General features: G+C 47.1%; 25 protein-coding genes and 1 tRNA gene. 11 read left to right on the forward strand and 15 right to left on the reverse strand.

What is annotated here, in order from left to right; genetic code table 11:
* Positions 1-225: 225 nt before the first annotated feature.
* The gene (pdxT, locus tag T472_RS01135; protein ID WP_023387188.1) at positions 226-810 is read right to left on the reverse strand and encodes a pyridoxal 5'-phosphate synthase glutaminase subunit PdxT; all 585 of its coding nucleotides are present in this window, start codon (positions 808-810) and stop codon (positions 226-228) included.
* Positions 810-1,691 (reverse strand): pyridoxal 5'-phosphate synthase lyase subunit PdxS, encoded by an 882-nt coding sequence (gene pdxS, locus T472_RS01140; protein ID WP_023387187.1) that lies wholly within the window; start codon positions 1,689-1,691, stop codon positions 810-812. The genes pdxT and pdxS overlap by 1 nt, the downstream gene beginning before the upstream one ends.
* Positions 1,692-1,877: 186 nt before the next feature.
* Here pdxS and pdxR point away from each other — a divergent pair, with 186 nt between their 5' ends.
* Complete coding sequence (pdxR, locus tag T472_RS01145) at positions 1,878-3,290, forward strand: MocR-like pyridoxine biosynthesis transcription factor PdxR (RefSeq protein ID WP_023387186.1); 1,413 nt, start codon at positions 1,878-1,880, stop codon at positions 3,288-3,290.
* A 221-nt stretch (positions 3,291-3,511) separates the two neighbouring features.
* Here pdxR and T472_RS01150 read toward each other — a convergent pair.
* The 10 genes from T472_RS01150 to T472_RS01195 form a co-directional block, all read right to left on the reverse strand.
* Positions 3,512-3,596: transfer RNA gene (locus T472_RS01150), tRNA-Tyr, on the reverse strand.
* A gap of 133 nt (positions 3,597-3,729) precedes the next feature.
* Entirely contained in the window at positions 3,730-4,872 is a 1,143-nt protein-coding gene (gene wecB, locus T472_RS01155; RefSeq protein WP_023387185.1) for a non-hydrolyzing UDP-N-acetylglucosamine 2-epimerase, read from the reverse strand.
* A gap of 50 nt (positions 4,873-4,922) precedes the next feature.
* Entirely contained in the window at positions 4,923-5,552 is a 630-nt protein-coding gene (upp, locus tag T472_RS01160) for a uracil phosphoribosyltransferase (RefSeq protein ID WP_040906247.1), read from the reverse strand.
* 17 nt (positions 5,553-5,569) lie between these two features.
* The gene (rpiB, locus tag T472_RS01165; RefSeq protein WP_040906238.1) at positions 5,570-6,013 is read right to left on the reverse strand and encodes a ribose 5-phosphate isomerase B; all 444 of its coding nucleotides are present in this window, start codon (positions 6,011-6,013) and stop codon (positions 5,570-5,572) included.
* 1 nt (position 6,014) lies between these two features.
* Positions 6,015-6,440 carry a low molecular weight protein arginine phosphatase gene (locus tag T472_RS01170; protein WP_040906240.1) on the reverse strand — a complete coding sequence of 142 codons (426 nt, stop codon included), beginning with the start codon at positions 6,438-6,440 and terminating at the stop codon, positions 6,015-6,017.
* 5 nt (positions 6,441-6,445) lie between these two features.
* A complete protein-coding gene (locus tag T472_RS01175) occupies positions 6,446-7,513 on the reverse strand; it encodes an L-threonylcarbamoyladenylate synthase (RefSeq protein WP_023387183.1) in 1,068 nt (355 codons plus the stop codon).
* A gap of 25 nt (positions 7,514-7,538) precedes the next feature.
* A complete protein-coding gene (gene prfA / locus T472_RS01180; RefSeq protein WP_023387182.1) occupies positions 7,539-8,618 on the reverse strand; it encodes a peptide chain release factor 1 in 1,080 nt (359 codons plus the stop codon).
* Positions 8,619-8,670: 52 nt separating this feature from the next.
* A complete protein-coding gene (prmC, locus tag T472_RS01185) occupies positions 8,671-9,522 on the reverse strand; it encodes a peptide chain release factor N(5)-glutamine methyltransferase (protein ID WP_052011730.1) in 852 nt (283 codons plus the stop codon).
* 1 nt (position 9,523) lies between these two features.
* Positions 9,524-10,423 carry a DUF1385 domain-containing protein gene (locus T472_RS01190; protein ID WP_040906242.1) on the reverse strand — a complete coding sequence of 300 codons (900 nt, stop codon included), beginning with the start codon at positions 10,421-10,423 and terminating at the stop codon, positions 9,524-9,526.
* The gene (locus T472_RS01195; RefSeq protein WP_023387181.1) at positions 10,420-11,037 is read right to left on the reverse strand and encodes a thymidine kinase; all 618 of its coding nucleotides are present in this window, start codon (positions 11,035-11,037) and stop codon (positions 10,420-10,422) included. The genes T472_RS01190 and T472_RS01195 overlap by 4 nt, the downstream gene beginning before the upstream one ends.
* A gap of 146 nt (positions 11,038-11,183) precedes the next feature.
* Here T472_RS01195 and rpmE point away from each other — a divergent pair, with 146 nt between their 5' ends.
* Positions 11,184-11,396, forward strand: a complete 213-nt coding sequence (rpmE, locus tag T472_RS01200) for a 50S ribosomal protein L31 (protein ID WP_023387180.1) — start codon at positions 11,184-11,186, stop codon at positions 11,394-11,396.
* Positions 11,397-11,477: 81 nt separating this feature from the next.
* Here the strand turns inward: rpmE and rho are convergent, their stop codons facing one another.
* Entirely contained in the window at positions 11,478-12,989 is a 1,512-nt protein-coding gene (rho, locus tag T472_RS01205; protein ID WP_040906244.1) for a transcription termination factor Rho, read from the reverse strand.
* 499 nt (positions 12,990-13,488) lie between these two features.
* Between rho and T472_RS01210 the strand changes: the two genes are divergently transcribed.
* The 8 genes from T472_RS01210 (at position 13,489) to T472_RS01245 (ending at position 20,853) form a co-directional block, all read left to right on the forward strand.
* The gene (locus tag T472_RS01210; protein ID WP_023387178.1) at positions 13,489-14,544 is read left to right on the forward strand and encodes an AraC family transcriptional regulator; all 1,056 of its coding nucleotides are present in this window, start codon (positions 13,489-13,491) and stop codon (positions 14,542-14,544) included.
* 264 nt (positions 14,545-14,808) lie between these two features.
* The gene (locus T472_RS01215; protein ID WP_023387177.1) at positions 14,809-16,086 is read left to right on the forward strand and encodes an SLC13 family permease; all 1,278 of its coding nucleotides are present in this window, start codon (positions 14,809-14,811) and stop codon (positions 16,084-16,086) included.
* Positions 16,087-16,104: 18 nt separating this feature from the next.
* Complete coding sequence (ttdA, locus tag T472_RS01220) at positions 16,105-17,004, forward strand: L(+)-tartrate dehydratase subunit alpha (protein WP_023387176.1); 900 nt, start codon at positions 16,105-16,107, stop codon at positions 17,002-17,004.
* Entirely contained in the window at positions 17,001-17,609 is a 609-nt protein-coding gene (gene ttdB / locus T472_RS01225; protein ID WP_023387175.1) for a L(+)-tartrate dehydratase subunit beta, read from the forward strand. The genes ttdA and ttdB overlap by 4 nt, the downstream gene beginning before the upstream one ends.
* Before the next feature lie 71 nt (positions 17,610-17,680).
* Entirely contained in the window at positions 17,681-19,093 is a 1,413-nt protein-coding gene (locus T472_RS01230; protein ID WP_023387174.1) for a pyruvate carboxylase subunit B, read from the forward strand.
* 7 nt (positions 19,094-19,100) lie between these two features.
* Positions 19,101-19,385 carry an OadG family transporter subunit gene (locus tag T472_RS01235; RefSeq protein WP_023387173.1) on the forward strand — a complete coding sequence of 95 codons (285 nt, stop codon included), beginning with the start codon at positions 19,101-19,103 and terminating at the stop codon, positions 19,383-19,385.
* Positions 19,386-19,396: 11 nt separating this feature from the next.
* Positions 19,397-19,732: a biotin/lipoyl-containing protein gene (locus T472_RS01240; protein WP_023387172.1), complete on the forward strand. Its 336-nt coding sequence runs from the start codon at positions 19,397-19,399 to the stop codon at positions 19,730-19,732.
* A gap of 8 nt (positions 19,733-19,740) precedes the next feature.
* Entirely contained in the window at positions 19,741-20,853 is a 1,113-nt protein-coding gene (locus T472_RS01245) for a sodium ion-translocating decarboxylase subunit beta (protein WP_023387171.1), read from the forward strand.
* Between the two features lie 395 nt (positions 20,854-21,248).
* Here T472_RS01245 and pyrG read toward each other — a convergent pair whose 3' ends face one another.
* Positions 21,249-22,850 (reverse strand): CTP synthase, encoded by a 1,602-nt coding sequence (pyrG, locus tag T472_RS01250; protein WP_023387170.1) that lies wholly within the window; start codon positions 22,848-22,850, stop codon positions 21,249-21,251.
* A gap of 163 nt (positions 22,851-23,013) precedes the next feature.
* The gene (locus tag T472_RS01255) at positions 23,014-23,421 is read right to left on the reverse strand and encodes a YwiB family protein (RefSeq protein ID WP_023387169.1); all 408 of its coding nucleotides are present in this window, start codon (positions 23,419-23,421) and stop codon (positions 23,014-23,016) included.
* 122 nt (positions 23,422-23,543) lie between these two features.
* Between T472_RS01255 and T472_RS01260 the strand changes: the two genes are divergently transcribed.
* Positions 23,544-24,668: an MGDG synthase family glycosyltransferase gene (locus T472_RS01260; protein ID WP_023387168.1), complete on the forward strand. Its 1,125-nt coding sequence runs from the start codon at positions 23,544-23,546 to the stop codon at positions 24,666-24,668.
* The last annotated feature ends 16 nt before the right edge of the window (positions 24,669-24,684 follow it).

A 24,684-nucleotide genomic window follows, 5' to 3' on the forward strand; every position in this document is an offset into this window, starting at 1 on the left:
GTTATTTTTTCGGTTAATTGATAAAGTAACTTCCACTTTGCCAAACTCAATTCCACTCATCAAAGAAATTACCGATTCTTAAATGAGTGGAATTGAGTTTGGCAAAGTGGAAGTTACTTTATCAATTAACCAATTTGATGCCAATTTGATGCTCCTTTTACAAAGTATCGTATTAAGGGAGCCTGGCCGTCCCAAAGATGCTTCAGCACATCTCCGGGACGAAAATCAGCTCTTCATGCATTCCCTGACGATGGATGCGAAATAATTATGGAAGTCATTACCTGATGTCAGTTCTGGATGAAAGGATGTTGCGAGCATCCTCCCCTGTCTTGCTGCCGCTATCTTATCACCGGTCTTTACCAGTACTTCTACGCCTTCTCCAGCCCTGACGATTATCGGAGCCCTTATGAATACAAGCTCAATGGGTTTGTCAGAAACGGAAGGAACCGTCCTTTTCATCCTGAAGCTCTCAGTCTGACGCCCGAAGGCATTCCTTCTTGCGACGATATCCATGGCTCCTATCCATGGCTTCTCATTCTCAACTTCACCCGCAAGGAGGATCAACCCGGCGCAGGTACCCCAGACAGGCATCCCCCTTTCTATCCTTTCCCTGAGCGGCCCCATTAGGTTGAATTCATTCAGGAGCCTTCCTATGGCCGTGCTCTCACCCCCTGGGATTATGAGCCCGTCCACCTCAGACAGGGCTTCTTCATCCCTTACCCTAACCGGTATCACTCCCTCGAGCTCAGAAAGCCTTGTCATATGCTCAGAGACTGAGCCCTGGATGCTCAGCACCCCTATCCTTACCATTACCAGCCTCTTGATGCCAGAAGCCTGTCAGCTGGAATGCTTCCTATCTCGAGCCCGGCCATCGGTTCCCCGATGTCTTCGCTTACCTCAGCGAGGACCTTAGGATCGTCGTAAAATGAGGTCGCCTTTACTATGGCCCTTGCCATCCTAAGGGGATCCGATGACTTGAATATACCTGAACCAACGAATACGCCTTCGCTTCCAAGCTGCATCATGAGAGCCGCATCAGCAGGTGTAGCGATTCCGCCTGCAGCAAAATTCACCACTGGAAGCCTTCCGTTCTCTGCAGTCCATACAACAAGGTCATAAGGTGCACCTATCTCCTTAGAGAATGACATGAGCTCTTCCCTTGGCATTCCTGAAAGCTTCCTTACTTCAGCCATCATTGTCCTCATGTGCCTTACTGCTTCGACAACATTTCCTGTGCCAGCTTCGCCCTTTGTCCTTATCATGGCTGCGCCTTCCCCTATCCTCCTCAGGGCCTCACCGAGGTTTCGCGCTCCGCATACGAAAGGCACCCTGTAAGCATTCTTGTCCAGATGGTACATGTCATCTGCCGGTGTCAGCACTTCGCTCTCATCGATATAGTCTATCTCGAGATGTTCAAGTATCCTGGCCTCAGCCATATGTCCGATCCTTACCTTAGCCATTACAGGTATCGTGACCGCAGCCTGGATCTCCCTTATCATCCCGGGATTGCTCATCCTTGCCACGCCGCCCTGTTTCCTTATGTCTGAAGGCACCCTCTCAAGGGCCATTACCGCTACGGCTCCTGCCTCCTCTGCAATCCTTGCCTCTTCAGCGTTCGTGACATCCATTATGACGCCGCCTTTCAGCATCTGGGCAAGGTTCCTGTTAAGTTCGCTTCTGTTCTCAATCATTCAGTACAGCCTCCTATAATATGTATTTACAAATGCATTGACAATGTGCCTGCTCATTGTATTGACAATGTGCCTGCTCATTGTATTGACAATGTGCCTGCAAGCTGATTATGATTGTATCTGTATTCTGGCATTATAAGAATACCCAGATTGCATAATTTTAATGATGCCAGATTGGAGGAGAAAGTGGCTAACATTACACTCACAATTGACCAGAATTCAGGAAAACCGCTGTATATGCAGCTATATGACCATATCCGGAACGAAATCAGGGAAGGCCTTCTTGAGGATGGCGCCAGGCTGCCCTCTAAGAGAAGCCTGGCATCACATCTCAGAATAAGCCAGAATACTGTGGAAACAGCGTACGGGCAGCTTTTGGCCGAAGGATTCATAAGGTCTAAACCTAAAAGCGGGTATTATGTGTCCCGTTTCGAAGTCTACCCGTCCGACACGACAGGTCCAGAATCAACAGGCAAGGAGGAGGAAACGAGAGAGGACACCTCAGGCTTTGCCTACGACTTCATGACCAATACGGTTGATACCAGGTTCTTTCCATTTTCTACCTGGTCACGGATAACCAGGGAAGTTATACATGATGAAAACAGGGAGCTCCTTAAGGCATCGCATCCGCAGGGGGAGGTTTCTTTGAGGATGAGCATCGCCAGGCATCTGCACGAACACAAGGGAGTTCGGTGCACCCATGAGCAGGTCATAATCGGTGCTGGCAGCGAATACCTCATCGGACTGCTTGTACAGCTACTTGGACGAGACAGGGTATACGCTGTAGAGGACCCCGGCTATGTAAAGACAGGAATGCTCTTAATGAGCAATGGATCAGACGTTGTACACGTGGGGCTTGACCGTGACGGGCTTGACGTGAAGGAGCTGGAGGAATCAGGTGCAAAAATCGTGCACATAACCCCTTCCCATCAGTTCCCCATGGGTATGATAATGCCAGCCAGAAGGAGGATGCAGCTCTTAGCTTGGGCTTATGCGGAAAAGGACAGGTATATCATAGAAGACGACTACGACAGTGAATTCAGATTCGGAGGAAGACCCATACCTTCTCTCCAGGGACTGGACAATTCGGAACGGGTAATCTACATCGGGACCTTTTCAAAGAGCCTTGCGCCTTCCATCAGGATAGGGTACCTGGTGCTTCCGCCTTCACTTATCGAAGAATACAGGAAGAGGTACATGTACAATGCCTCCACTGTATCAAGGTTCGAGCAGCAGACACTCGCCCGGTTCATTAAGGATGGCCATTTCGAAAGGCACCTTAACAGGATGAGGAAGGTCTACAAATCAAGAAAAGAGAATCTGGTGAACGAGATAAGGAGAGCAAGCTTCGGAAAGAGTGCTGAGATCATAGGGGAAAATGCAGGTCTCCACCTGTTGCTGTCACCTGGAAATGGCATGAGCGAGATGCAGCTGCTTGAAAGCGCAGCCTCTGCCGGAGTAAGGCTTAGAGGGCTCTCAGGCTACTTTTCACAGGACTCCCTATCAAAACCCCAGGGCACCGTGCTTCTTGGATATTCAAGCCTTTCCGAAGAGGAGATCAGTGAAGCAGTATCACTGCTTGATTTTGCATGGAGCTAGAAGCCTTTCGTACTTACCGCTACTCAAGCGCATGAAGATATGCATCTCACATTACGCAATTCCGATGAAATTACAAAAGCTCCGGAAGCGGCTTTCCATGCCGTTCTCCGGAGCTTTTCCCTCTTTAAGGTGTCAAAGCTTTCATTTGAAATTTTATGATATTGCTGACAAAAAACCACCCCGAAACGGGGTGGTTTTCCTGTCAACCTGAGCTGACTCTATGGTGGAGGAGAGTGGATTCGAACCACTGAAGCTGAAAGCAACAGATTTACAGTCTGCCCCCTTTGGCCACTCGGGAACTCCTCCCTGTTTGTCAGCCCTTCAGAACCGACAAGTATTAGTATACTTTGCTTTTACAAAGATTTCAAGCAAAAAATGAACAAAACAGCGCAAATCAGTGCGAAAATCAGTTCAATCCGCCGTAATTCCTTGGTGCTCTTCACTTTTTATAGGTAAATCTTTCAAAGGAAGTTTCGATTCCGAAATGAGTTAAAATCGCATCAAGGATCCTTCCGGATGCCATGCCATCACCATAGGGGCTTCCACCCCTCGCCATTTCTGAATAGGCCTTCTGGTCGTCAAGGAGCCTTGAGGCTTCCGTTATGATCCTCTGTGTATCAGTGCCCACAAGCCTCACAACTCCCGCTTCAACCGCCTCAGGCCTCTCTGTGACATCCCTCAGGACAAGCACAGGTTTACCGAGATACGGAGCCTCCTCCTGTATGCCTCCCGAGTCAGTCAGTATTATCTTTGCCCTTGCCATGAGATTGTGGGTCTCCCTGGTTCCAAGTGCTCCCAGAAGGTGAACCCTTGCCGTACCCTTCAGCACTTTCTCAGCTTCCTGCCTGATCTTTGGATTAGGATGCACAAGATACACGATCTCGACATCCTCCCTTTCAGCGAGGACTTTCAGTGCCATCGAGATATCATGGATGCCGTGCTCAAGGTTCTCCCGCCTGTGGGCTGTCACCATTATGATGTCCTTGCTGAAGTCCACCTTCTTCAGGAACTCGTCTTCAAACCTGTAATCACTGCTTGCAGTGGTCTTAAGGGCATCAATCACAGTATTTCCTGTGACGAATATACTTGATACTTTAATCCCTTCCTTGAGCAGGTTCTCTTCCGCCCCGTCTGTCGGCGCGAAATGCAGGTCAGCGAGCCTCGATGTGAGCGTCCTGTTCATCTCCTCGGGATATGGGGCATACTTGTCAAATGTACGGAGCCCCGCTTCAACGTGGCCTACCGGTGTCTTCTCATAGAATGCCGCCAGTGCACCTGCGAAGCTTGTGGTAGTGTCACCATGGACCAGGACGATGTCTGGCCTTACGCTTGAGATTATCCCGGACATGCCCTCAAGGACAGAAGTGGTTATATGGGAGAGTGTCTGGGACCCCTGCATCAGGTCCAGGTCAAAGTCCCATCCGATACTGAAATCATTCAGGACGTTCTTCAATAGCTCCCTGTGCTGTCCGGTGAGTGCAACTATCGATTCAAATCCCCTTCGCTTCTTCATCTCAAGCAGGAGTGGAGCCATCTTTATGGCTTCAGGCCTGGTCCCGAATACGCTCATGACTCTTATCATGGTTTCTCCTTTAAAAAAATATACACTCCTTGAAGTGTATATCCTTTGTTCTATTTTGTTCCGAAAAGCCTGTCTCCTGCGTCTCCAAGACCAGGGACAATATATCCCTTCTCATTAAGCTTCTCATCTATTGCAGCTACATATATGTCCACATCAGGGTGTGCATTTGTCAGATGGGCCACGCCTTCCGGTGCTGCCACAAGTCCGACGAACTTTATGTTGGTTGCGCCTCTTCTCTTGAGCAGGGTAATGGCATCGGCTGCAGAACCACCTGTCGCAAGCATAGGGTCGACTACGATCACTTCCCTTTCCTCGATGTCCTTTGGAAGCTTGCAGAAGTACTCTACTGGCTGAAGAGTCTCCTCATTCCTGTAGAGTCCTATATGGCCTACCTTAGCAGCTGGAATAAGCTTGAGTATTCCATCCACCATACCCATTCCTGCCCTAAGTATAGGAACAATTGCCAGCTTCTTGCCTGCAAGCATCTTGCAGGTTGCCACGGCTACCGGAGTCTCTACCTGTACGTCCTCTACTGCCATATCCCTTGTGACCTCATAGGCCATAAGAGTAGCTATCTCTTCCAGAAGCTCCCTGAAGTCCTTGGATCCTGTGTTCTTGTCCCTTATTATTGCCAGTTTGTGAAGTATCAGCGGATGTTTTATCTCAGTTACTCTGCTCATTTCATTCTCCCTTGTATTCAATATTTGCCCTCAAGGCCGTTTATCTTGTCTACCCTTGTCGCATGCCTTCCGCCCAGAAATTCAGCCGCGAGGAATGCATCGACTATATCAAGTGCAAGTCCCGGTCCTATGACCCTTTCACCCATGCAGAGGATGTTGGCGTCATTGTGCTGCCTGGATGCAGTCGCGCTGAATGTATCGTGGCAGAGCGCTGCCCTGATGCCAGAGATCTTATTTGCAGCTATGCCTATACCGATGCCAGTTCCGCAAATAAGTATGCCGAAATCAAATTCACCGTTCCTTACAGCTACACCTACCTTTTCTGATACATCAGGATAGTCTATGGAATCCTGGTTGAACGTACCAAAATCAACCAAATCAATATTCCTTGACCTTAAATGGTCGGCTACCTTGGCCTTGAGGTTTACTCCACCATGGTCCGATCCAATTGCTATCTTCATTTCATTCCTCCCTGAATAGTCTTATTCGCTCAAGCAATTCCCTTATTTCACTGAATACACGCCGGTACACATATTCGTCCATACCGTACGGATCCAGAATGTCACCCCTTGACCCTGCGAGCTCCTTTAATGTCCTCACCTTGTCCATCCCATAGAGGCCTGACAGCTCCCGCTTGTGGGCTTCAGTCATCGCGATGACAAGGTCAGCGTCATTGATGTCTGATAAGGTTACCTGCAGGGCTTTCCTCTTTTCATCGAAGCCATACTCCCTTCTCAGCACACTGAGCGCATTAGACTCGATGATGTCTCCATGCCGTGTATGGAGACCTCTTGATTCAGCATGGTGGTCCTTGTACATTTCATTGAAGATCACCTCAGCCATCGGACTTCTGCAAGTATTCCCGGTACATACAAAGAGTACATTCATATGCTTTACACCTCAATAATGTTGAATCCAGCTGCCTTTGAAAGCCTGTTCATTACGGCAGCCCCAAGTCCTTCTTCCCTTACAGCTTCAGAAAGGATCATGTCACAGCCCAGGTCATCGAAGGACCTCAGAGCCTCAAAAAGGAGCCTCGCACTTTCATGCGGCTTGTCTTCGCTGCCCATTCCAATGAATACAGGACTTCCGACATCGAATACATAATCAGATGACCGTTGGGATGGGGCAAGTATTCCAACCTTCTTCCCTTCCCTCATATAATTCTGCACCAGCATCCGGATTTTTTCAACAACTTTGTTCTTTTCACCCTTGACAATGAGTATGGGAGCCTTGGGTGAATAATGCCTGTATTTCATTCCCGGAGCCTTGGGACCTTCATCCGAGGCTGCCCTTGTGAAGGATTCCATGTATTCGATGGAAGGGTCCACCTCATTCAGCATCTCAAGGGTTATTCCGCCAGGCCGCAGGACCCTCGGCGGTACGACAGTGTAATCCACGATCGTAGACTCAAGCCCTACCGTGCTCCTGCCGCCACCGACTATCATGTCTACCTTGCCGTCTAGGTCCTCTATGCATCTCTCATAGGTTGTGGGGCTTGGACGACCCGATATGTTGGCTGACGGTGCGGCAACCGGCCTTCCGAGCCTTCGTATTATTTCAATGGCCAAAGGCTCATCCGGCATCCTGATGCCTATGGTATCAAGCCCTGCACTTGTCTTTTCAGGGACAATGTCCTTCTTCATGAGGATCACAGTCAGCGGGCCCGGCCAGTATCTGTCCATTAGCTCCCTGGCCTTCTCAGGAATATGCTCCGCATACTCATCAAGGTTCCTGTCGGAGACATGGATGATGAGTGGATTGTCCTGCGGCCTGCCCTTTGCCCTGAATATGCCTTCAACCGCGTCCGGGTCGAGGGCGTCTGCCCCGAGCCCGTATACAGTCTCTGTAGGGAATGCTACAGTGCCGCCCCGCCGCAGGACCGCGGCGGCAGCATCAAGAAGCCTGTCCCTTTCTGCAGGCTCCATGTCTTCAGTTATCCTGACCTTAATTGTTTCCATAAGTATCTCCACAGACAGGGTCCAATCAGTTGTCCCTGTCCCCCATGGCCTTAAGCTTCTCAGCCTGGTCATAGTTTATCAGCGCGCTAATCATCTCATCGATGTCCCCGTTCATGAAGGTATCGAGTTTGTAAAGTGTGAGGTTGATCCTGTGGTCCGTGACCCTTCCCTGAGGATAGTTGTATGTCCTTATCCTCTCCGACCTGTCACCTGTGCCTACCTGGCTCTTCCTCTCGTCTGCAATGCCCTTCGCACGTTCCTGCTCGGCTATCTCAAAGAGTCTTGACCTGAGTATGCTTATAGCCTTGTCCTTGTTCTTGAGCTGTGACTTCTCATCCTGGACGGCAACCACCAGTCCGGATGGGATATGCGTAACCCTTACTGCCGAGTCTGTGGTATTGACTGACTGTCCTCCGTTTCCTGATGACCTGTATACATCAATCCTCAGGTCATTCGGGTCGATCTGGACATCCACTTCATCGACCTCAGGCAACACTGCCACTGTTGCAGTGGAGGTATGGACCCTTCCGCTTGATTCAGTGTCAGGAACCCTCTGAACCCTGTGAACTCCTGATTCATACTTGAGCTGCGAGTATGCACCCTGGCCCTTTACAAGGAATACCACTTCCTTGTAGCCGCCTATATCTGTTTCATTGAGGCTCATCACCTCGACTTTCCATCTCCTGGATTCAGCATATTTTGAGTACATCCTGAAGAGGTTGTAGGAGAACAGCGCAGCCTCGTCTCCTCCGGCTCCGCCTCTGATCTCCACAAATACGTTCTTGTCATCATTCGGGTCTTTCGGAAGAAGCATTATCTGAAGGTCGCTCTCGATCTTCAGCATGCCTTCCCTGTTGCTTTTTATCTCTTCCTGGATCATCTCACGCATCTCCTGGTCATCCTCTATCTCGAGCATGTCAAGGTTCATTGCGAGTTCCTTCTCCAGACTCTTGTACTCCCTGTACATGGTAACAACTTCCTGCAGCTCCGCATGTTCCTTTACCAGCCTCTGCCACTCAGTCTGGTTTGCCATGACTGAAGGATCGCTTATCCTCAGCGTCAGCTCCTCATATTTACCTTCTACAAAATTTAATCTTTCAAGCATATCCTTACTCTCCTATCATTATTGTTGTTTTCAGATGTTCAAGAAAGGTCAGCTACGTTTCCGGAACCAGCTCGCCGAAAACAACCCTCGGTCTGCCCGAAAGGTCCCTCAGAAGCTGAATATTTTTAAATCCGTTCCTTTTCATTATTTCCATGACCTCATCACCCTGATCGTATCCGATCTCAAATATCAGCACCCCGTCCTTGCTCAGACGGGAAATCGCATTCTCCGTAATCTTCCTGTAGAAGTCCAGGCCGTCTTCGCCTCCGTAAAGCGCACCGTGCGGCTCGTAGTCCGCCACATCCTTCGGCAGCTTACCCATATCCATTCCGGAAATGTACGGAGGATTTGAAGCAATCAGGTCGAAGCTTCCGCTGATTCCTTCAAACAGGTCTGAAACGACGAAATCTGTCCTGCCTTCAAGTCCGAGCAAGACGGCATTCTCCCTGCATACGCCTATTGCATCCTTACTTATATCAGTAAGAACCACATGTGCTCCACTTATGAATCTGGCTATTGAAAGTCCGATGGCTCCTGAACCGCAGCATAGGTCAAGAACCTTTGCTTCCTTCCTGCCTTTAAGGATCTCAATTGCCTTTTCCACCAGCACCTCAGTATCAGCCCTTGGGATAAGAACCGATTCGGAGACCCTGAAATCCATTCCCATGAACTCCTTCATGCCGGTTATATAGGCAATCGGCTTCCCATTCTTCCTTTTTTCTATCGCTTCCCTGTATACCCATTCATGGGCCCTTGGCAATACGACATCCCTCTCGGTCATCACATAGACCGGGTCCTTTCCAATTACATGGGCGAGTATCACACGCGCATCGAGCATGGGTGTTTCACTTGATGATTCAAGCTCCTTAACTGCCCACGATATCATTTGAGCTACTGTTGCCATATCAGTTCAGCCCCTCTGCTTCCATAAGGGCCCTTATCCCTACTTCGATCATGTCGTCGGTTGGCTCCTTGGTCGTCAGCCTCTGAAGCATCATCCCAGGATAGGCGATGATATCCCTTAGCGGACCGCTTCCCTTTCCAAGCCACCTTATTATCTCGTAGGTTACCCCTGAAACCAGCGGAAGGAGAGCCAGCCTCATCCCTATCCTCATCAGCGGTGTCGTCCAGCCTGTGAATGAGAATATGAATATGCTTACAGCCATTACTAGGAACATGAAGTTCGTTCCGCATCTCTCATGATATCTGGTGCACGACCTGACATTTTCCACGGTCAGCGGCAGCTCCTGCTCATAGCAGGCGATGGCCTTGTGCTCTGCACCATGGTACTGGAATACCCGGTATATGTCCTTCATCATGCTTATCCCAACAATATATCCTATGAATATCGATATCCTCAGAACCGCTTCGACGAGATTAAGTCCCAGGCTCGAAAGCCCTCTGGACTTAAGAAGCCCTGTGACCAGCGTAGGTACTATGAAAAAAATGAATATCCCTATTGCAAGGCTCACAGCTATAGTGACCCACTCCAGGAACTTTTCACCCTTTTCTCCGAACCTGTCCTTAAGGAAGCTTTCGAACCTTGTCGGCTCTTCATCCTGGCCGAATACAGATGCCGAAAAATTAAGGCTCTCCATCCCTATTGCCATTGAATCCACAAGCGCCACTGCTCCTCTTATGACTGGCAGCTTGAAGAAACTGTATTTTTTAGACAGTGGAACCTTGTTTGACCTCTCAACGAGGATCTCTCCTCCAGGTGTCCTTACTGCTGTCGCTATGCCAGTTGCGCCCCTCATCATGACGCCTTCTATGACGGCTTGTCCGCCAACCGTGACATTTCTCATCCGATCTCCTTTTTCCTTTTCTTTTCCTCGTACTTCTTCCTTAGCTTGAAGTAGCACTCCGGACAGAGAGACTGGTACTCAACCTCTCCTCCCATATCTATTGCAACCTGCTCTCCTTCAAACACAAACTCACCGTTGACCTTTCGGCCATTCAGGAGAGCCTTCTTTCCACAGGTGCATATCGTCTTCATTTCCTCTATGCTGTGTGCCAGAAGGAGAAGCCTTTCACTTCCCTCAAAGCCGTTCATCAGGAAATCAGTCCTGAGTCCGTAGCAGATCACGGGAATGTTCAGTATGACCGCTATTTTGAGCAGCTGGTCTATCTGACCCTTCTTGAGGAACTGCACTTCATCCACAAGGATGCAGTGGATCTTCCCTTCCTCCTGTACCCACCTTTCGGTAATATCATAAAGGTCATCATCAACCCTGACAGCATAATCTGCATCCCGTGTGACTCCAAGCCTCGAAACCAGCTTCTCTCCACCCTTGGAATCCATCATGGGCTTGAATATCTTGACCTTCATGCCTCTTTCCTCATAGTTGTGGGCGACCTGCATGAGGCTGGTCGACTTTCCGGAATTCATGGCACCATACCTGAAATAAAGCTTCCCCATTAAAAATTCCCCTCCTGCCATATTTCGTCATCTATTATAGCATGAGAGCCTGACCTATTCCATAATATTCTTGACTCTGCCAGTTGACAATGCTAAAATTGAATAGTTAAAAAGGTTTATGGCCGTAATTGAAAGGTGTGAAAAAATTGAAAGAAGGCATACATCCAAAGTACAACTCTGAAGTTGTCGTTAAGTGCGCATGTGGAAACACTTTCACCACTGGTTCAGTAAAGAACGAGCTGAAGGTGGAAATATGCTCCCAGTGCCATCCATTCTTCACTGGAAAGCAGAAGATTGTTGATGTCGGCGGTAGGGTTGACAGATTCAAGAAGAAATTCAACCTCAAGAGTGAAGAATAAGATTTTCACAACTTAAAAAGGACCTCCGGGTCCTTTTTTGTATGGTCAAAGCCCGCAGTCACCGAAGACTGCGGGCTTTTCCTATTTGTCGAATACTCCTGTCTTCTTTATGGTCTCGACAAACTCCCTGTTGTTCTTAGTGGTTGAAAGGAGCTTGATCAGGTCCTCTGTTACCTTGTCAACGCTGCTCTCCCTGTACATCTGGCGCCTGAGTCCAAGGGAGATGTTGTACTCGTCCTCTGTGAGAAGAGCCTTCTCTTTTCTTGTTCCAGACTTGTATATGTCGATGGCAGGGAATATCCTTCTCTCCTGCAGTCTCCTGTCAAGATGGACCTCCATGTTTCCTGTTCCCTTGAACTCCTCGAAGATCATGTCATCCATCCTTGAACCGGTATCAACGAGTGCAGTTGCAAGTATCGTCAGGCTTCCGCCCTCCTCCATGTTCCTTGCTGCTCCGAAGAACTTCTTCGGCATGATTAGTGCAGCCGGGTCAAGTCCGCCTGAAAGCGTCCTTCCTGAAGGGTTGACTGTAAGGTTGTATGCCCTTGCAAGCCTGGTAAGGGAATCCATCAGGATAACCACATCCTGCTTCTGCTCGACCATCCTCTTTGCCCTCTCAAGGACCATCCTTGAAACCTTGGTATGGTGGTCCGGTTCTTCGTCAAAAGTCGAGTAGATGACCTCTCCCTTGACGCTCCTCTGTATGTCAGTGACCTCTTCAGGACGCTCGTCTATAAGAAGCACAATCAGCTTTATTTCCGGATGGTTGACCACAATGTTCTGGGCTATCTTCTTCATTATCGTAGTCTTGCCGGCTTTAGGCGGCGCGACAATCAGTCCTCTCTGGCCCTTTCCGATAGGGCTGAGAATATCCATTATCCTTGTGGTCAGGTCGCCTTCACCTTCAACTTCAAGCTTGATCTTCTTTTCAGGGTAGATTGGTGTCAGCCTGTCGAAATAAGGTCTTCTAACCGCCTTCTCAGGATCCTCACCATTTATCTTCTCTATGAAGGTAAGGGCAGAAAACTTTTCACCTTCCCTGGGGCTTCTTCCATAGCCCCTTACCTGGTCTCCTGTCCTAAGGTCGAATCTCCTTATCTGGCTGGGTGACACATAGACATCACTCGGGCTTGTGAGGTAGTTCTCACCCCTCAGGAAACCAAAGCTGTTCATCTCAAGCATCTCCAGGACACCGACAACATCAGTCTCATTCGAGTACTTCTGCCTCTTTTCATTGTCCTGCCTGTCGTAGTCCCTTTCAGGAACCCTTCTTACAACTTCTGCAGCCGGCCTGGCAGGCTCAGCTGTTACAGAAGGCTCCGCAGCTTTTGGGGCAGCTTCAATTTCCTTTACATCGTCAGAACTGTCTGCAGCTATTACTTCCGGTTTCTGCACTTCAGTTATTGATGCTTCTACAACTGATGTCCCTTCAACCGTTGAAGCCACTGTCTGATCAGCAATATCCCCTGAACCCTTAACGATATCCATAAGCTCATGCTTCCTGAATTTCTGGATGTTCTTTATTCCTTTTTCCTTTGCTATCGCCCTTAGTTCGACGAGAGAAAGCTCTTCCAGATTAATCTGCAAATACATCACTCCTTCACCTTTATATTTCGGAACTTATTGTTATGATTCCCACTTGAGAACATGGATAGACGATTGGACACCTAAAATGACAATCCGTAATGGATCGATAGAATCTAGATTTGAAACCTTCCAATTAATAGGATAACTTCTTTCCTACAATATATTATAGGCCAAGAAAAAATAATTATACAGTATTACTGTAAAAAATGGAATATTCAAGTTAATGCCTTGTTAATGCCTTCTTAATTCTTTAAGGGACACCTTAAGCCGTAAGATTGAAATGACCACATGTGATGCAAGATAAGCTGCCACAAATTAGTTACCAATCATGTATATTTGTCTTTATGCAAACCTGCAGTGCGATAATATCCTCCAAAACAAATTGAATTAGCGTCATTGTTTGAGATATGTTACACAAAATTATTTGATTTGAGTTAATGTATGTGCTAATAATACTGTATGACTGAAAACGATATTTCCTCGAGGAAGCAGATGGGAGGTTTTCATGAATTCATTTACAAGATATGAGAATAAAAGGAATTTCCTATACCTGGAGCAATATTCTTACTATGTCACTTATTATAAGTACAACTGGCATAAGGATATTGAATTGCTGATTCTACTCAACGGTGAGATTGAAGTAAACAAGAACGGTGAAAGCCACATTTTGTCAAAGGGAGATGTCATCCTTATAAATTCGAACATCGGTCATGCAACTATGGCGAGAAAGCCGGATTGCATCGCAATGGTGCTCCACTTCGACCCTGTTTACTTTTCAACTTGGATAAAAGACTACAAGAATATCCATATCAGATGCATTTCTGATTCCAGCACAAAGAATCTGCCTATTTTCAGACGCATTTACAGGACGGTTCTTAAGATGGCTACATACTCTGACCGAAAGACTGATATTGAAACAATGATTTATGAGTCCCTGTTCCATCAGCTTCTCGGAGACATCATGCAGAACTTTCCCGTGGAGTGGGTCACTCAGCTTGACTCAAGCGATATGTCAAAGAATGAAAATGTAATACGTATAGTTGATTATCTTAACCATCATTTCAGGGAGAAAATCTCACTTGATGACCTTACTTCTGTCACCGGTTATAACAAAAGCTACATTTCACAGATTATCAAGCAGAAGCTGGGTATAAACTATTACGAATACCTTACCAGAGTCAGAATGAGAGAGGCTATTTTTGCCCTTACCAATACGGATCAGAAGGTATCGGACATCGCATACGTAAATGGATTTTCGGATATCAAAGCTTTCAACACGGCCTTCAGGGAACGGTTCGGCAAGACACCCACAGAATACAGGAAAATGATAATTAACCGGAGCGGTCTTGAAAACAAGGATGACAAGATCTATACCGATCCAGTCCTGCTGCAGCAGATTGTCACAGATGAACTCAACCGTAAAGAGCAGAACTTTGAAATCGGATCAGTCGAGAACATTTCAAGAACGAAGAAGATACTCGAGTCTGAGGTAGACGAAATCACCAGGGAATTGCGTAGTACCCTGGACAAAATAAAAATGATAAAATCGAAATTACTGTAATCTAAAATCAGTACTACCTGATTTTTTAGACTGTATCTGACGATACAGCAGACTATCCAAATCGGGTCAACCCAGGCTTTTAGAACGTTTACACATCTATGAGCCTGGGTTTTTTTTAATGGGATTTATTGATGGCAATGCGATTGAAGATTCACTGAAGGCCGCTTTGCAGACGATTAAATTGTGAAATATGGATAGAGCAACATCTTTCTGTCGTTTAGAATTCAATCAAGACGTCGGAATAATATTTAAGGGGGAAATCAAATGAGTCCACAGATCATCACACTTATTTTCCTTGTATTTGCAATTGTAATGTTCGCATGGGAAAAACTGCCATTATCGATTACCGCCATGATCGTAGCTATCGGTCTGACTCTGACTGGAGTACTCAAGCCCGCTGATGCTTTCGCAGGATTCGTCAACAGCAATGTGCTGCTCTTCATGGGAATGTTCATCGTTGGAGCGGCTTTCTTCGATACAGGCATGGCTCAGAAGGTTGGAGGTCTCGTAACCAGATTCGCCAAGACCGAAAGACAGCTTATAGTTGCTGTCATGGTCATCACAGGACTGATGTCAGGTATACTTTCCAATACAGGAACCGCTGCGGTGCTTATACCTGTCATCATCGGAATTTCTGCAAAATCCGGCTTTGCCAGGTCAAAGCTGATGATACCCCTTGTGTTGGCAGCTGCAATGGGTGGTAACCTCAGTCTGATAGGGGCGCCTGGAAACATGATCGCACAGTCTGCACTTGAAGGTCTTGGTATGAAGTTCGGGTTCTTCGAGTATGCGAAGGTCGGCCTTCCGATACTTGTAATTGGAATCATCTACTTCGCACTTGTAGGCTATAAGCTGCTTCCAGACCATAAGGATGCTGAACTGGATAAGGATTCAGTTTTTGCAAGACATGATGATTATAGTAATGTCCCGGTATGGAAACAGTACTTTTCTCTGATCGTTCTGGTTCTTACCGTAATCGCAATGATATTTGAAGAGCAGATAGGGATCAAGCTTTATGTATCAGCCTGGATCGGAGCCCTCGTTCTCGTAGCATCAGGAGTCCTTACTGAGAAGAAGGCCATGAAGTCCATTGATATGAACACAATACTGCTTTTTGTAGGATCCCTTGCTTTGGCAAAGGCCCTCGAAACATCAGGAGCAGGTGGATTTATAGCTGACACTATCATCAAGACCCTGGGAAGCAATCCTTCTCCTCTGGTTTTACTGTTCGTGGTACTGCTGTTATCTTCAGTCATGACTAACTTCATGTCAAATACGGCTACCACAGCACTTCTGGTTCCCATAAGCCTTTCACTGGCAAACGCAATGGGTGCGGATCCCAGAGCTGTCCTGATGGCTACTGTAATAGGTGGGTCAATGGCGTATGCTACACCGATCGGAATGCCGGCAAACACCATGGTTTACGGAATCGGAGGCTACAAATTCAGGGATTATGTTAAGGCAGGAGTTCCTTTGATTGTAGTATCCCTGGTTGTTTCCATGATTCTTCTGCCTATCCTGTTCCCCTTCTATCCAAACTAAAGTCAAAAGGAGATTGTTATGAGTAAAGTCGATGATGCCAAGAAACTGACAGACCTTATGTCAAAATTCATATCGCTGGTAAGCTACAAACTGCCGGATGATGTGGAGAATAAACTGAAGGAACTGAAGCAGGAAGAGACAGACGAACTGGCGAAGATAATTTATGCTACAATGGAAGAAAACCAGAAGCTTGCCTTTGAATTCAAGAGACCTTCATGCCAGGATACCGGTGTACTGCAATTTTTCGTCAGGTGTGGCCAGAACTTCCCGTTGATAGGCCAGCTCAACCAGATCCTTAGGGACGCAACCTACAAGTCAACCATGGAGACACCTCTCAGGCACAATTCTGTTGAAACCTTCGATGAATACAATACTAAGAAGAACATCGGCAAAGGTACGCCCAGTGTCTTCTGGGAGATAGAGGAAGATAGCGACAGCGTTGAAATATACACATATATGGCAGGCGGCGGATGCTCTCTGCCAGGCGTAGCCACTGTTCTCATGCCAGGTGAAGGCTATGAAGGTGTAGTGAAATTTGTTCTTGACAGGATGACAAGCTACGGGCTCAACGCATGCCCTCCACTTCTTGTAGGAGTCGGAGTAGGTACATCTGTTGAAACAGCTGCAATGAATTCCAAGCTTGCTCTGATGAGGCCGGTAGGAAGCCATAATGACAATGCAAATGCAGCCAAGCTTGAAAGGCTTCTCGAAGATGGTATCAACGCTATCGGACTCGGACCCCAGGGACTTAAGGGCAAGAAATCAGTGATGGGAGTAAATGTGGTGAATACCGCGAGACATCCTTCGACTATCGGTGTTGCAGTCAATACAGGCTGCTGGTCGCACCGCAGGGGGCTGATCGTATTTGACAGGGACCTTAACTATAAAATCACAACACACGAGGGGGCAGAGTTATGAAGAATGTGCTCACGACTCCAATAAAGAATGACGACCTTGAGAACCTGGAGATTGGTGACATCATATACCTTACAGGCACTATTGTGACCTGCAGGGATGTTGCACACCGAAGACTTATCGAGGAACATATAGAGCTTCCTGTGGACCTTAACGGTCTTGCCATATTCCATGCCGGCCCTATAGTGAAGGACCATGGGAACAACAAGTATGAGATGATATCAATAGGGCCTACTACAAGCATGCGAATGGAAAAGTTCGAAAAGGAATTCATAGGACAGACGGGTGTTAAGCTGATTGTAGGAAAAGGCGGAATGGGTAAGAATACTGAAGAAGGCTGCAGGGAGCACAAGGCCATCCACCTTGTTTATCCTGCAGGAAATGCAGTATATGCAGCCAACACTGTTGAATACATCAAAGAGGTCCATTGGACCGATCTTGGAATGCCGGAGTCCCTTTGGGTGTGTCAGGTTAAAGAGTTTGGACCACTCATAGTATCCATAGACACCAAGGGAAACAACATCTTTGAAGAGAACAAGATTGAATTCAACAGAAGAAAAGAAGAGCAATATGAAAAAATTGCCAAAGAAGTCAGATTTATAAAATAATTAACTGCTGAAAGGTCCATGTCAAAAGACTGGACCTTTTTTTCAGGAAAACCCATAGGAGGAAATATACGATGACGAAAGTACTGCTCAACGACCTGACGGTTAGAGACGGTAATCAAAGTCTCATGGCCACAAGAATGGAGAAGGAAGATATAATCAGCCTTGTGGAGAAGCTGGACAAGGTGGGTTACAACGCTCTTGAGGTCTGGGGTGGCGCAACCTTCGACACTGCACTCAGGTTCCTCAGGGAGAGCCCCTGGGAAATACTCAGGGAGATCCGGAAAGCCGCAAAGAACACGAAGCTTTCAATGCTTCTTAGAGGCCAGAACCTTGTTGGTTACAGGCAATATGATAACGAGACACTTGAACGTTTCATAAGACTTTCGATTGAGAATGGCATCGACATAATCCGTGTTTTTGACGCTCTGAACGACCTGAACAACATTGAGTACTCTGTAAGGTTTATTAAGAAATACGGCGGCCACTGTCAATGCGCCATCAGCTATACTGTAAGTCCGGTGCACACAGAGTCATATTTTGTTGACCTGGTGAAGCAAATGGCAAAACTGGGTGCGGATTCCATCTGCATCAAGGACATGGCAGGCATACTTCTGCCTGATGCTGCCTACAGCCTTGTGAAAGCAATAAAATCAGTCACTGATCTTCCTGTCAACATCCATAGCCACACAACGGCGGGTTTGACTAACCTCGTGATGCTCAGGGCTATGGAAGCTGGCGTTGACATTGTAGACACCGCTATCTCTCCGTTTTCAGGCGGAACAAGCCACATAGCTGCCGAGACAATAATAGCGTCAGCCAAATACATTGGAAGACAGGTTGCATACAGCGAGGAAGGCCTTGATGATGCATTTGAGCTGGCTGATAAGGTGGCCCAGAAATATATAGACAGCAACCAGTACAATGCACGAGCACTTGTAGTAAATCCGAAGATACTGCAGTATGAAGTACCAGGCGGCATGCTTTCAAACCTTATGAGCCAGCTTCAGGACCAGAACATGTTCCACAAGCTGAATGAAGTAATGAGGGAAATTCCGGTCGTCAGAAAGGACATGGGATATCCCCCGCTGGTCACTCCCCTCTCCCAGATGGTTGGAACCCAGGCAATGCTTAATGTTCTAAGAGGCGAACGCTATGCAATGGTTCCAAATGAAATAAAGGAATATCTCAGAGGAAGCTATGGAAAGGCTCCTGCAGCGATCGATCCCGATGTAAGGATCAGAATACTGGGTGACGAGCCCGAGATGAAGCCTCGCCCAATTACAGCCCTGACTCCTGTTTTTGCAGAAGCAGTAAAGGAGCTGAGTGATAAACTAGGAAGAACAGCTCTTGAAGAAGAAGCGCTTTCATATATTCTGTTTCCTCAATTTGCCGTATTGGATGACGAAAAGGGACTCCAGATTCCGGTAAAATCAGGTTCTGACGAAAATACAGTGATTGAATTCGAAATGTTCATCGAAAGGTAGGAAAACCATGGATATAGCTAATTTCACATTTATGGATGGCATCAGACTTTCCATCTTTGCCATGCTGGTGGTATTTCTGATCCTTGTTCTGCTTCAGTTCATCATATATTCGTTCAAGTTCCTTCCCAGGGACCTTGGCCTTAAGAAGAGTTCGGATCCGGTTGCATCAGCTCCCGCATCCATCGAATCTCAGGATGAGGATGAAATGGTTGCCATGCTTATGGCTTCAATTCTGGCTAAAGAGGAATTTAAAGGAAATATCAGGGTCAAATCCATAAAAAGAATCAGATAAGGAGAATACGAATGAAAACATATAAGATTAAGGTCAATGGAAAAGAATATGTTGTGGAAGTGGAAGAGGTATCTGCGGGAACCATGCCGAGTACTCCTCAGACTGCTCCATCACCTGTTGGAGCATCTGCGACAAGGATAGAAGCCCCTCTTCAAGGTAATGTACTTACCGTTAGGACACCTGTGGGCACTCAGGTCAAGAGAGGTCAGGTACTTCTTATTCTTGAAGCGATGAAGCTTGAGAATGAGATCGTAGCACCCGCAGATGGAATAGTCACATCAGTCCATGTTAAAGACGGTCAGGTAGTTGACAGTGGTACCCTTCTCATGACGATAGAAACTAAGTAGGTGATGAGATGCTGTATATTCTAAAGGATTTCCTGTCTACCAGCGGAATTGCCGCAATTACAGGACAGGACCTCATCATGATAGGTATATCACTTTTCTTCCTTTATCTTGCAATCTACAAGAAATACGAACCCTACCTGCTGCTGCCTATCGCTTTCGGAATGCTTCTTGTTAACCTTCCCTTGAATGGACTTATGTCTGATGGAGGACTGCTGAAGACATTATACAAGGGCATAGAGTATGGTATATATCCCCCGCTTATTTTCCTTGGTGTCGGAGCTGCAACTGATTTCGGTCCGCTCATCGCCAACCCGAAGAGCATGCTTCTTGGTGCAGCCGCTCAGCTTGGAATATTCATTGCTTTCCTTGGCGCACTCGCTTTAGGCTATACTGCGCTGGAGGCTTCTTCCATAGGTATCATCGGCGGTGCTGACGGTCCGACTGCAATTTACCTTACCAGCAAGCTGGCTGAACATATGCTTGGTCCCATCGCACTTGCAGCATATTCATATATGGCTCTTGTTCCTGTCATTCAGCCCCCAATTATCAGGGCACTTACCACCAGGGAGGAACGACTGATAAAGATGAAACAGCTGAGACCTGTCTCCAGACTGGAAAAGATCCTTTTCCCTATTGTAGTTACAATAGTCGTGGTCCTTCTTGTCCCAAGTGCATCTCCACTTGTAGGAATGCTGATGTTCGGAAACCTCATAAAGGAGACAGGCGTGGTGCCAAACCTTGTTGAAGTTGCCAAGAATGCACTTATGTATGGTGTCACTATCCTTATAGGGCTCACTGTAGGTGCCAAGGCAGATGCTGCAACACTCCTCAATCCCAAGACATTAGGTATAATTGCACTGGGTCTTCTTGCCTTCTCTATCGGTACAGCTGGAGGGGTACTATTCGGTAAACTTATGTGCAAAATCACTAAAGGTCAGATAAATCCAATGATTGGCGCAGCTGGTGTATCTGCCGTGCCTATGGCAGCAAGGGTAGTTCAGAAGGTCGGGCAGGAAGAGGATCCTACAAACTTCCTGCTGATGCATGCCATGGGACCGAATGTTGCCGGAGTCATCGGATCAGCTGTTGCTGCCGGAGTACTGCTCAACTTCTTTGGTTGAAGTGAATTAACCAACATCCTCTAATCGTTATTAACACCAAGATCCCGCCTATGACACCCTATGTACGGAAAAAGCCTGGGAAACGCTTATATCATGCGTTTCCCAGGCTTTAATGTCCTGATGTTTTCTGCGTAATGTATTTGGAGTCTTATGCCTTGAAAATTCTAACCGATATTAGAATATCATCTGGCATGTTTCAGGAGCTGAGATTGGAGACAGCAGGGATTATCCCTTGCTTCACCGCCTTCCTGGATTCATCAGGCAAAAGTATGCTTTGAATCGACCCAAAACTGTAATGGGCCTATGCAAATATACCAGCTTTTCAGGTTTGACTGCAGCCTGAATCCCTGATTATTCCTGCGAAGAGCTGTCAAAGACCCGGGCATTGCCAATTCCTATTTATCAAGCGATGCCTTGATGAAGTCAACGAACAGCGGGTGCGGGTCGTTCGGTCTGCTCTTAAGCTCCGGGTGGAACTGGGTAGCTACGAACCACTTGCGGTCCGGTATCTCAATGATCTCAACGAGCCTCTCATCAGGGCTCAGGCCTGCGAACACCATGCCACTCGCCTCGAAATCTGCCCTGTATATGTTATTGAACTCATATCTGTGCCTGTGCCTCTCATTGATAAGGTCTTTACCATATGCAGCCCTTGTGAATGTGTTTTCCTTTATACTCGCAGGATAAAGCCCGAGTCTCATTGTTCCTCCCTTATCGCTTATGTCCTTCTGTTCAGGCATAAGGTCGATAACAGGATACTTGGTATCAGGATCGATCTCAGAAGTATTGGCGCATTCCAGGCCGAGCACGTTCCTGCCGAACTCTATGACTGCGGTCTGCATTCCAAGACATATCCCCAGAAACGGCACGTTGTTTTCCCTTGCAAACCTTACAGCCTCTATCTTACCCTCGACTCCCCTGTATCCGAAGCCGCCAGGGACCAGTATGCCGTCGACATCATCAAGGTAGTCGGCTGCATTATCACTTGTGAGGTCATTTGAGTTCACCCACTTGATGTCTACTGAGGAATCATTCTTAAGTCCACCATGGCCCAGAGCTTCGACCACTGAAAGATATGCATCATGAAGCTCAACATACTTACCTACAAGTGCAATCCTTGTGCTCCTCTTTGGGTTCTTCAGCTTCTCTACCATGCTCTCCCACTTTGAATTGTCTATTGCACCGCAGTTCAGTCCGAGCTTTTCGCAGACAAGTGTGTCGAGACCTTCCTTATGGAGCATCAGAGGTACTTCATAGAGGTTCTCAGCATCCAGGTTCTGTATGACAGCCCTTCCCTCGATATTGCAGAACAGGCCGATTTTGCTCTTTAGGTCAGATGAGAGCTCCTTCTCAGACCTTGCCACGATGATGTCAGGCTGGATTCCTATGCTCCTCAGTTCCTTTACGGAGTGCTGGGTAGGTTTTGTCTTGAGCTCTCCGGCTTTCCCCAGGAAAGGAACAAGCGTCACGTGTATGAACAGGACATTATCCATTCCGGCATCATACTTTATCTGCCTTATCGCCTCCAGGAACGGCTGAGACTCTATGTCACCTACTGTACCGCCGATCTCAGTGATTACAACATCGACATCCTTCTCCGTGGAGACCCTTATGACCCTTTCCTTGATTTCGTTGGTTATATGGGGAATTACCTGAACCGTTCCTCCGAGATATTCTCCCTTCCTCTCCTTGCTGATTACGCTGTGATAGATTTTACCTGTAGTTACATTGCTGCTCATTGAAAGGTTCTCATCTATGAACCTTTCATAGTGGCCAAGGTCGAGGTCCGTCTCTGCTCCGTCATCGGTAACAAACACCTCACCATGCTGATATGGGCTCATTGTTCCAGGGTCTACGTTCAGGTAAGGGTCGAACTTTTGTATGGACACCTTCAGTCCTCTGTTCTTAAGTAGCCTTCCAAGTGATGCTGCAGTGATCCCTTTCCCGAGCGACGATACGACTCCTCCGGTAACAAAGATAAATTTAGTGTTTTTCATGACAAACCTCCAAAAAAGATGTTGACAGGATAATTGCATTTGGTATAATAGTAATTACCCTCTATTTACAATGGGCGTATTATTTGATTAAATAAATAATAGTAATAGTAACACACATTCTGCATGTGTGCTACTATTATTTTTTTCTATTCGGTTTTATTTTTCAGCTCTTTACAATCCTTATGGACATATCGTTCTTGTCCTTGTAATCACCCTTCACTTCCAGGTCATATCGGACAAGGATGTCATATCCGTTTTCAACCTTCCTGATGTCAAGCTTCTCAGTGGATACCTCCATGGCTATGGTTCCGTACTGCATCTTGTAAAGTATGCTGTCAATGTATCCTTCCTTGAATTTCAGCCTTGCATTTAGGTTTCCGGTCCTTACTATCTCCATATGGTCCGGATAGATGTTTATCCTCGTCCTTATGCCCTCCATGCCGGTCAGGTCGCTCTCATCGTATTCAACCACCGAGTGTTCCTTGCCTTCAGAATACGAACCCTTGTACACGACCTCTATCGGTTCTTCATCTGGTTTCTTGTTTATGATATAAATCGTAGCCTTGCCCATCTGCCACCCCGCATATTGTTAGGTTTATCTTATAATTTCATTAAGCTTCCGAATATCGAAATCCTCTATGCTATAATTATAACAGAAAACAACACAGGTGTACGGCAAAAGGAGTGTTCCTCATGAGGGCATTGATACTCACTGTATCCGCAGGCAGCGGCCATAATAAAGCAGCGGAAGCCATAAGGGAGGCTGTCCTCAGGAACGAACCAGGTTCAGAGGTCAGGGTTATCAATACAATAAAATATATCAGCCCCGCGCTGGACAAGCTGGTCATCGGCACGTACCTGAAAAGCATCAAGTACTACCCGGTTTTCTTCAAGTACCTTTACAAGTATGCGGACAAAAGGGATTCCATAGCTGTAACGAGGCTCTGGTATGAATATGTGACAAAAGGACTGATTCCAACCATAGAAGAATTCGACCCTGATGTCATTGTCGCCACCCACCCCTTCACATCACAGATCCTTTCCCTGCTCAAGAAAAACCACAGCCTGATGAAGCCGGGTTGTGTCGTAATGACTGACTTCGGGGCGCACTCCTTCTGGATACACAGCAACATAGAAGCATATGTAGTCTCGAATGATGACATGATTGGTGAGCTGAAGGAAAGAGGCATCGAGGAAGGCAGCATCCATGTATTCGGGATACCAACAGGAAGGAAGTTCTCACAGCATCCGGAAAGGTCTGAGACCCTCAAGGAACTGGGACTCATGGACAAGAGGACCATAACAGTGATGGGAGGAAGCCTTGGACTTGGAAACATCGAGAGCATAGTGCGGGAGCTATTGTCCATCGATTGCGACCTGCAAATTATAGTGATATCAGGCGGTAACCTCAAGCTGCACGAAAAGATGGTCGAGCTCAATGAAAATTCAGAGAAGAAATTCCTGAACCTAGCATATGTTGACAACATGGACGATATCCTAAGGATCACAGACCTGCTGGTGACAAAGCCAGGGGGTCTGACAGTTGCTGAAAGCTTCGTGACCGGTACCCCTCTGGCCATCTTCTCAGCCGTTCCGGGACAGGAAGCACAGAATGCAGCATATCTCCTGAAACATGACCTGGCGCTCGACATAGGCCCGGGTACTGATTGCAGGGAAGCCATCTGCAGCCTCATGAGGGACGAGGTTAGACTCGCAAGGATGAAGGCAAGGTCAATGGAGCATTCGAAAGAAAATGCATCAGATGATGTGTATGCGCTCCTTAAGAGCCTGGCACAAAAAAATGAAGCAATAATCTAAGGACCCAAAATTTGGG

The sequence above is a fragment of the Youngiibacter fragilis 232.1 genome (genome assembly GCF_000495435.3).
GTDB lineage: Bacteria > Bacillota > Clostridia > Clostridiales > Clostridiaceae > Youngiibacter > Youngiibacter fragilis.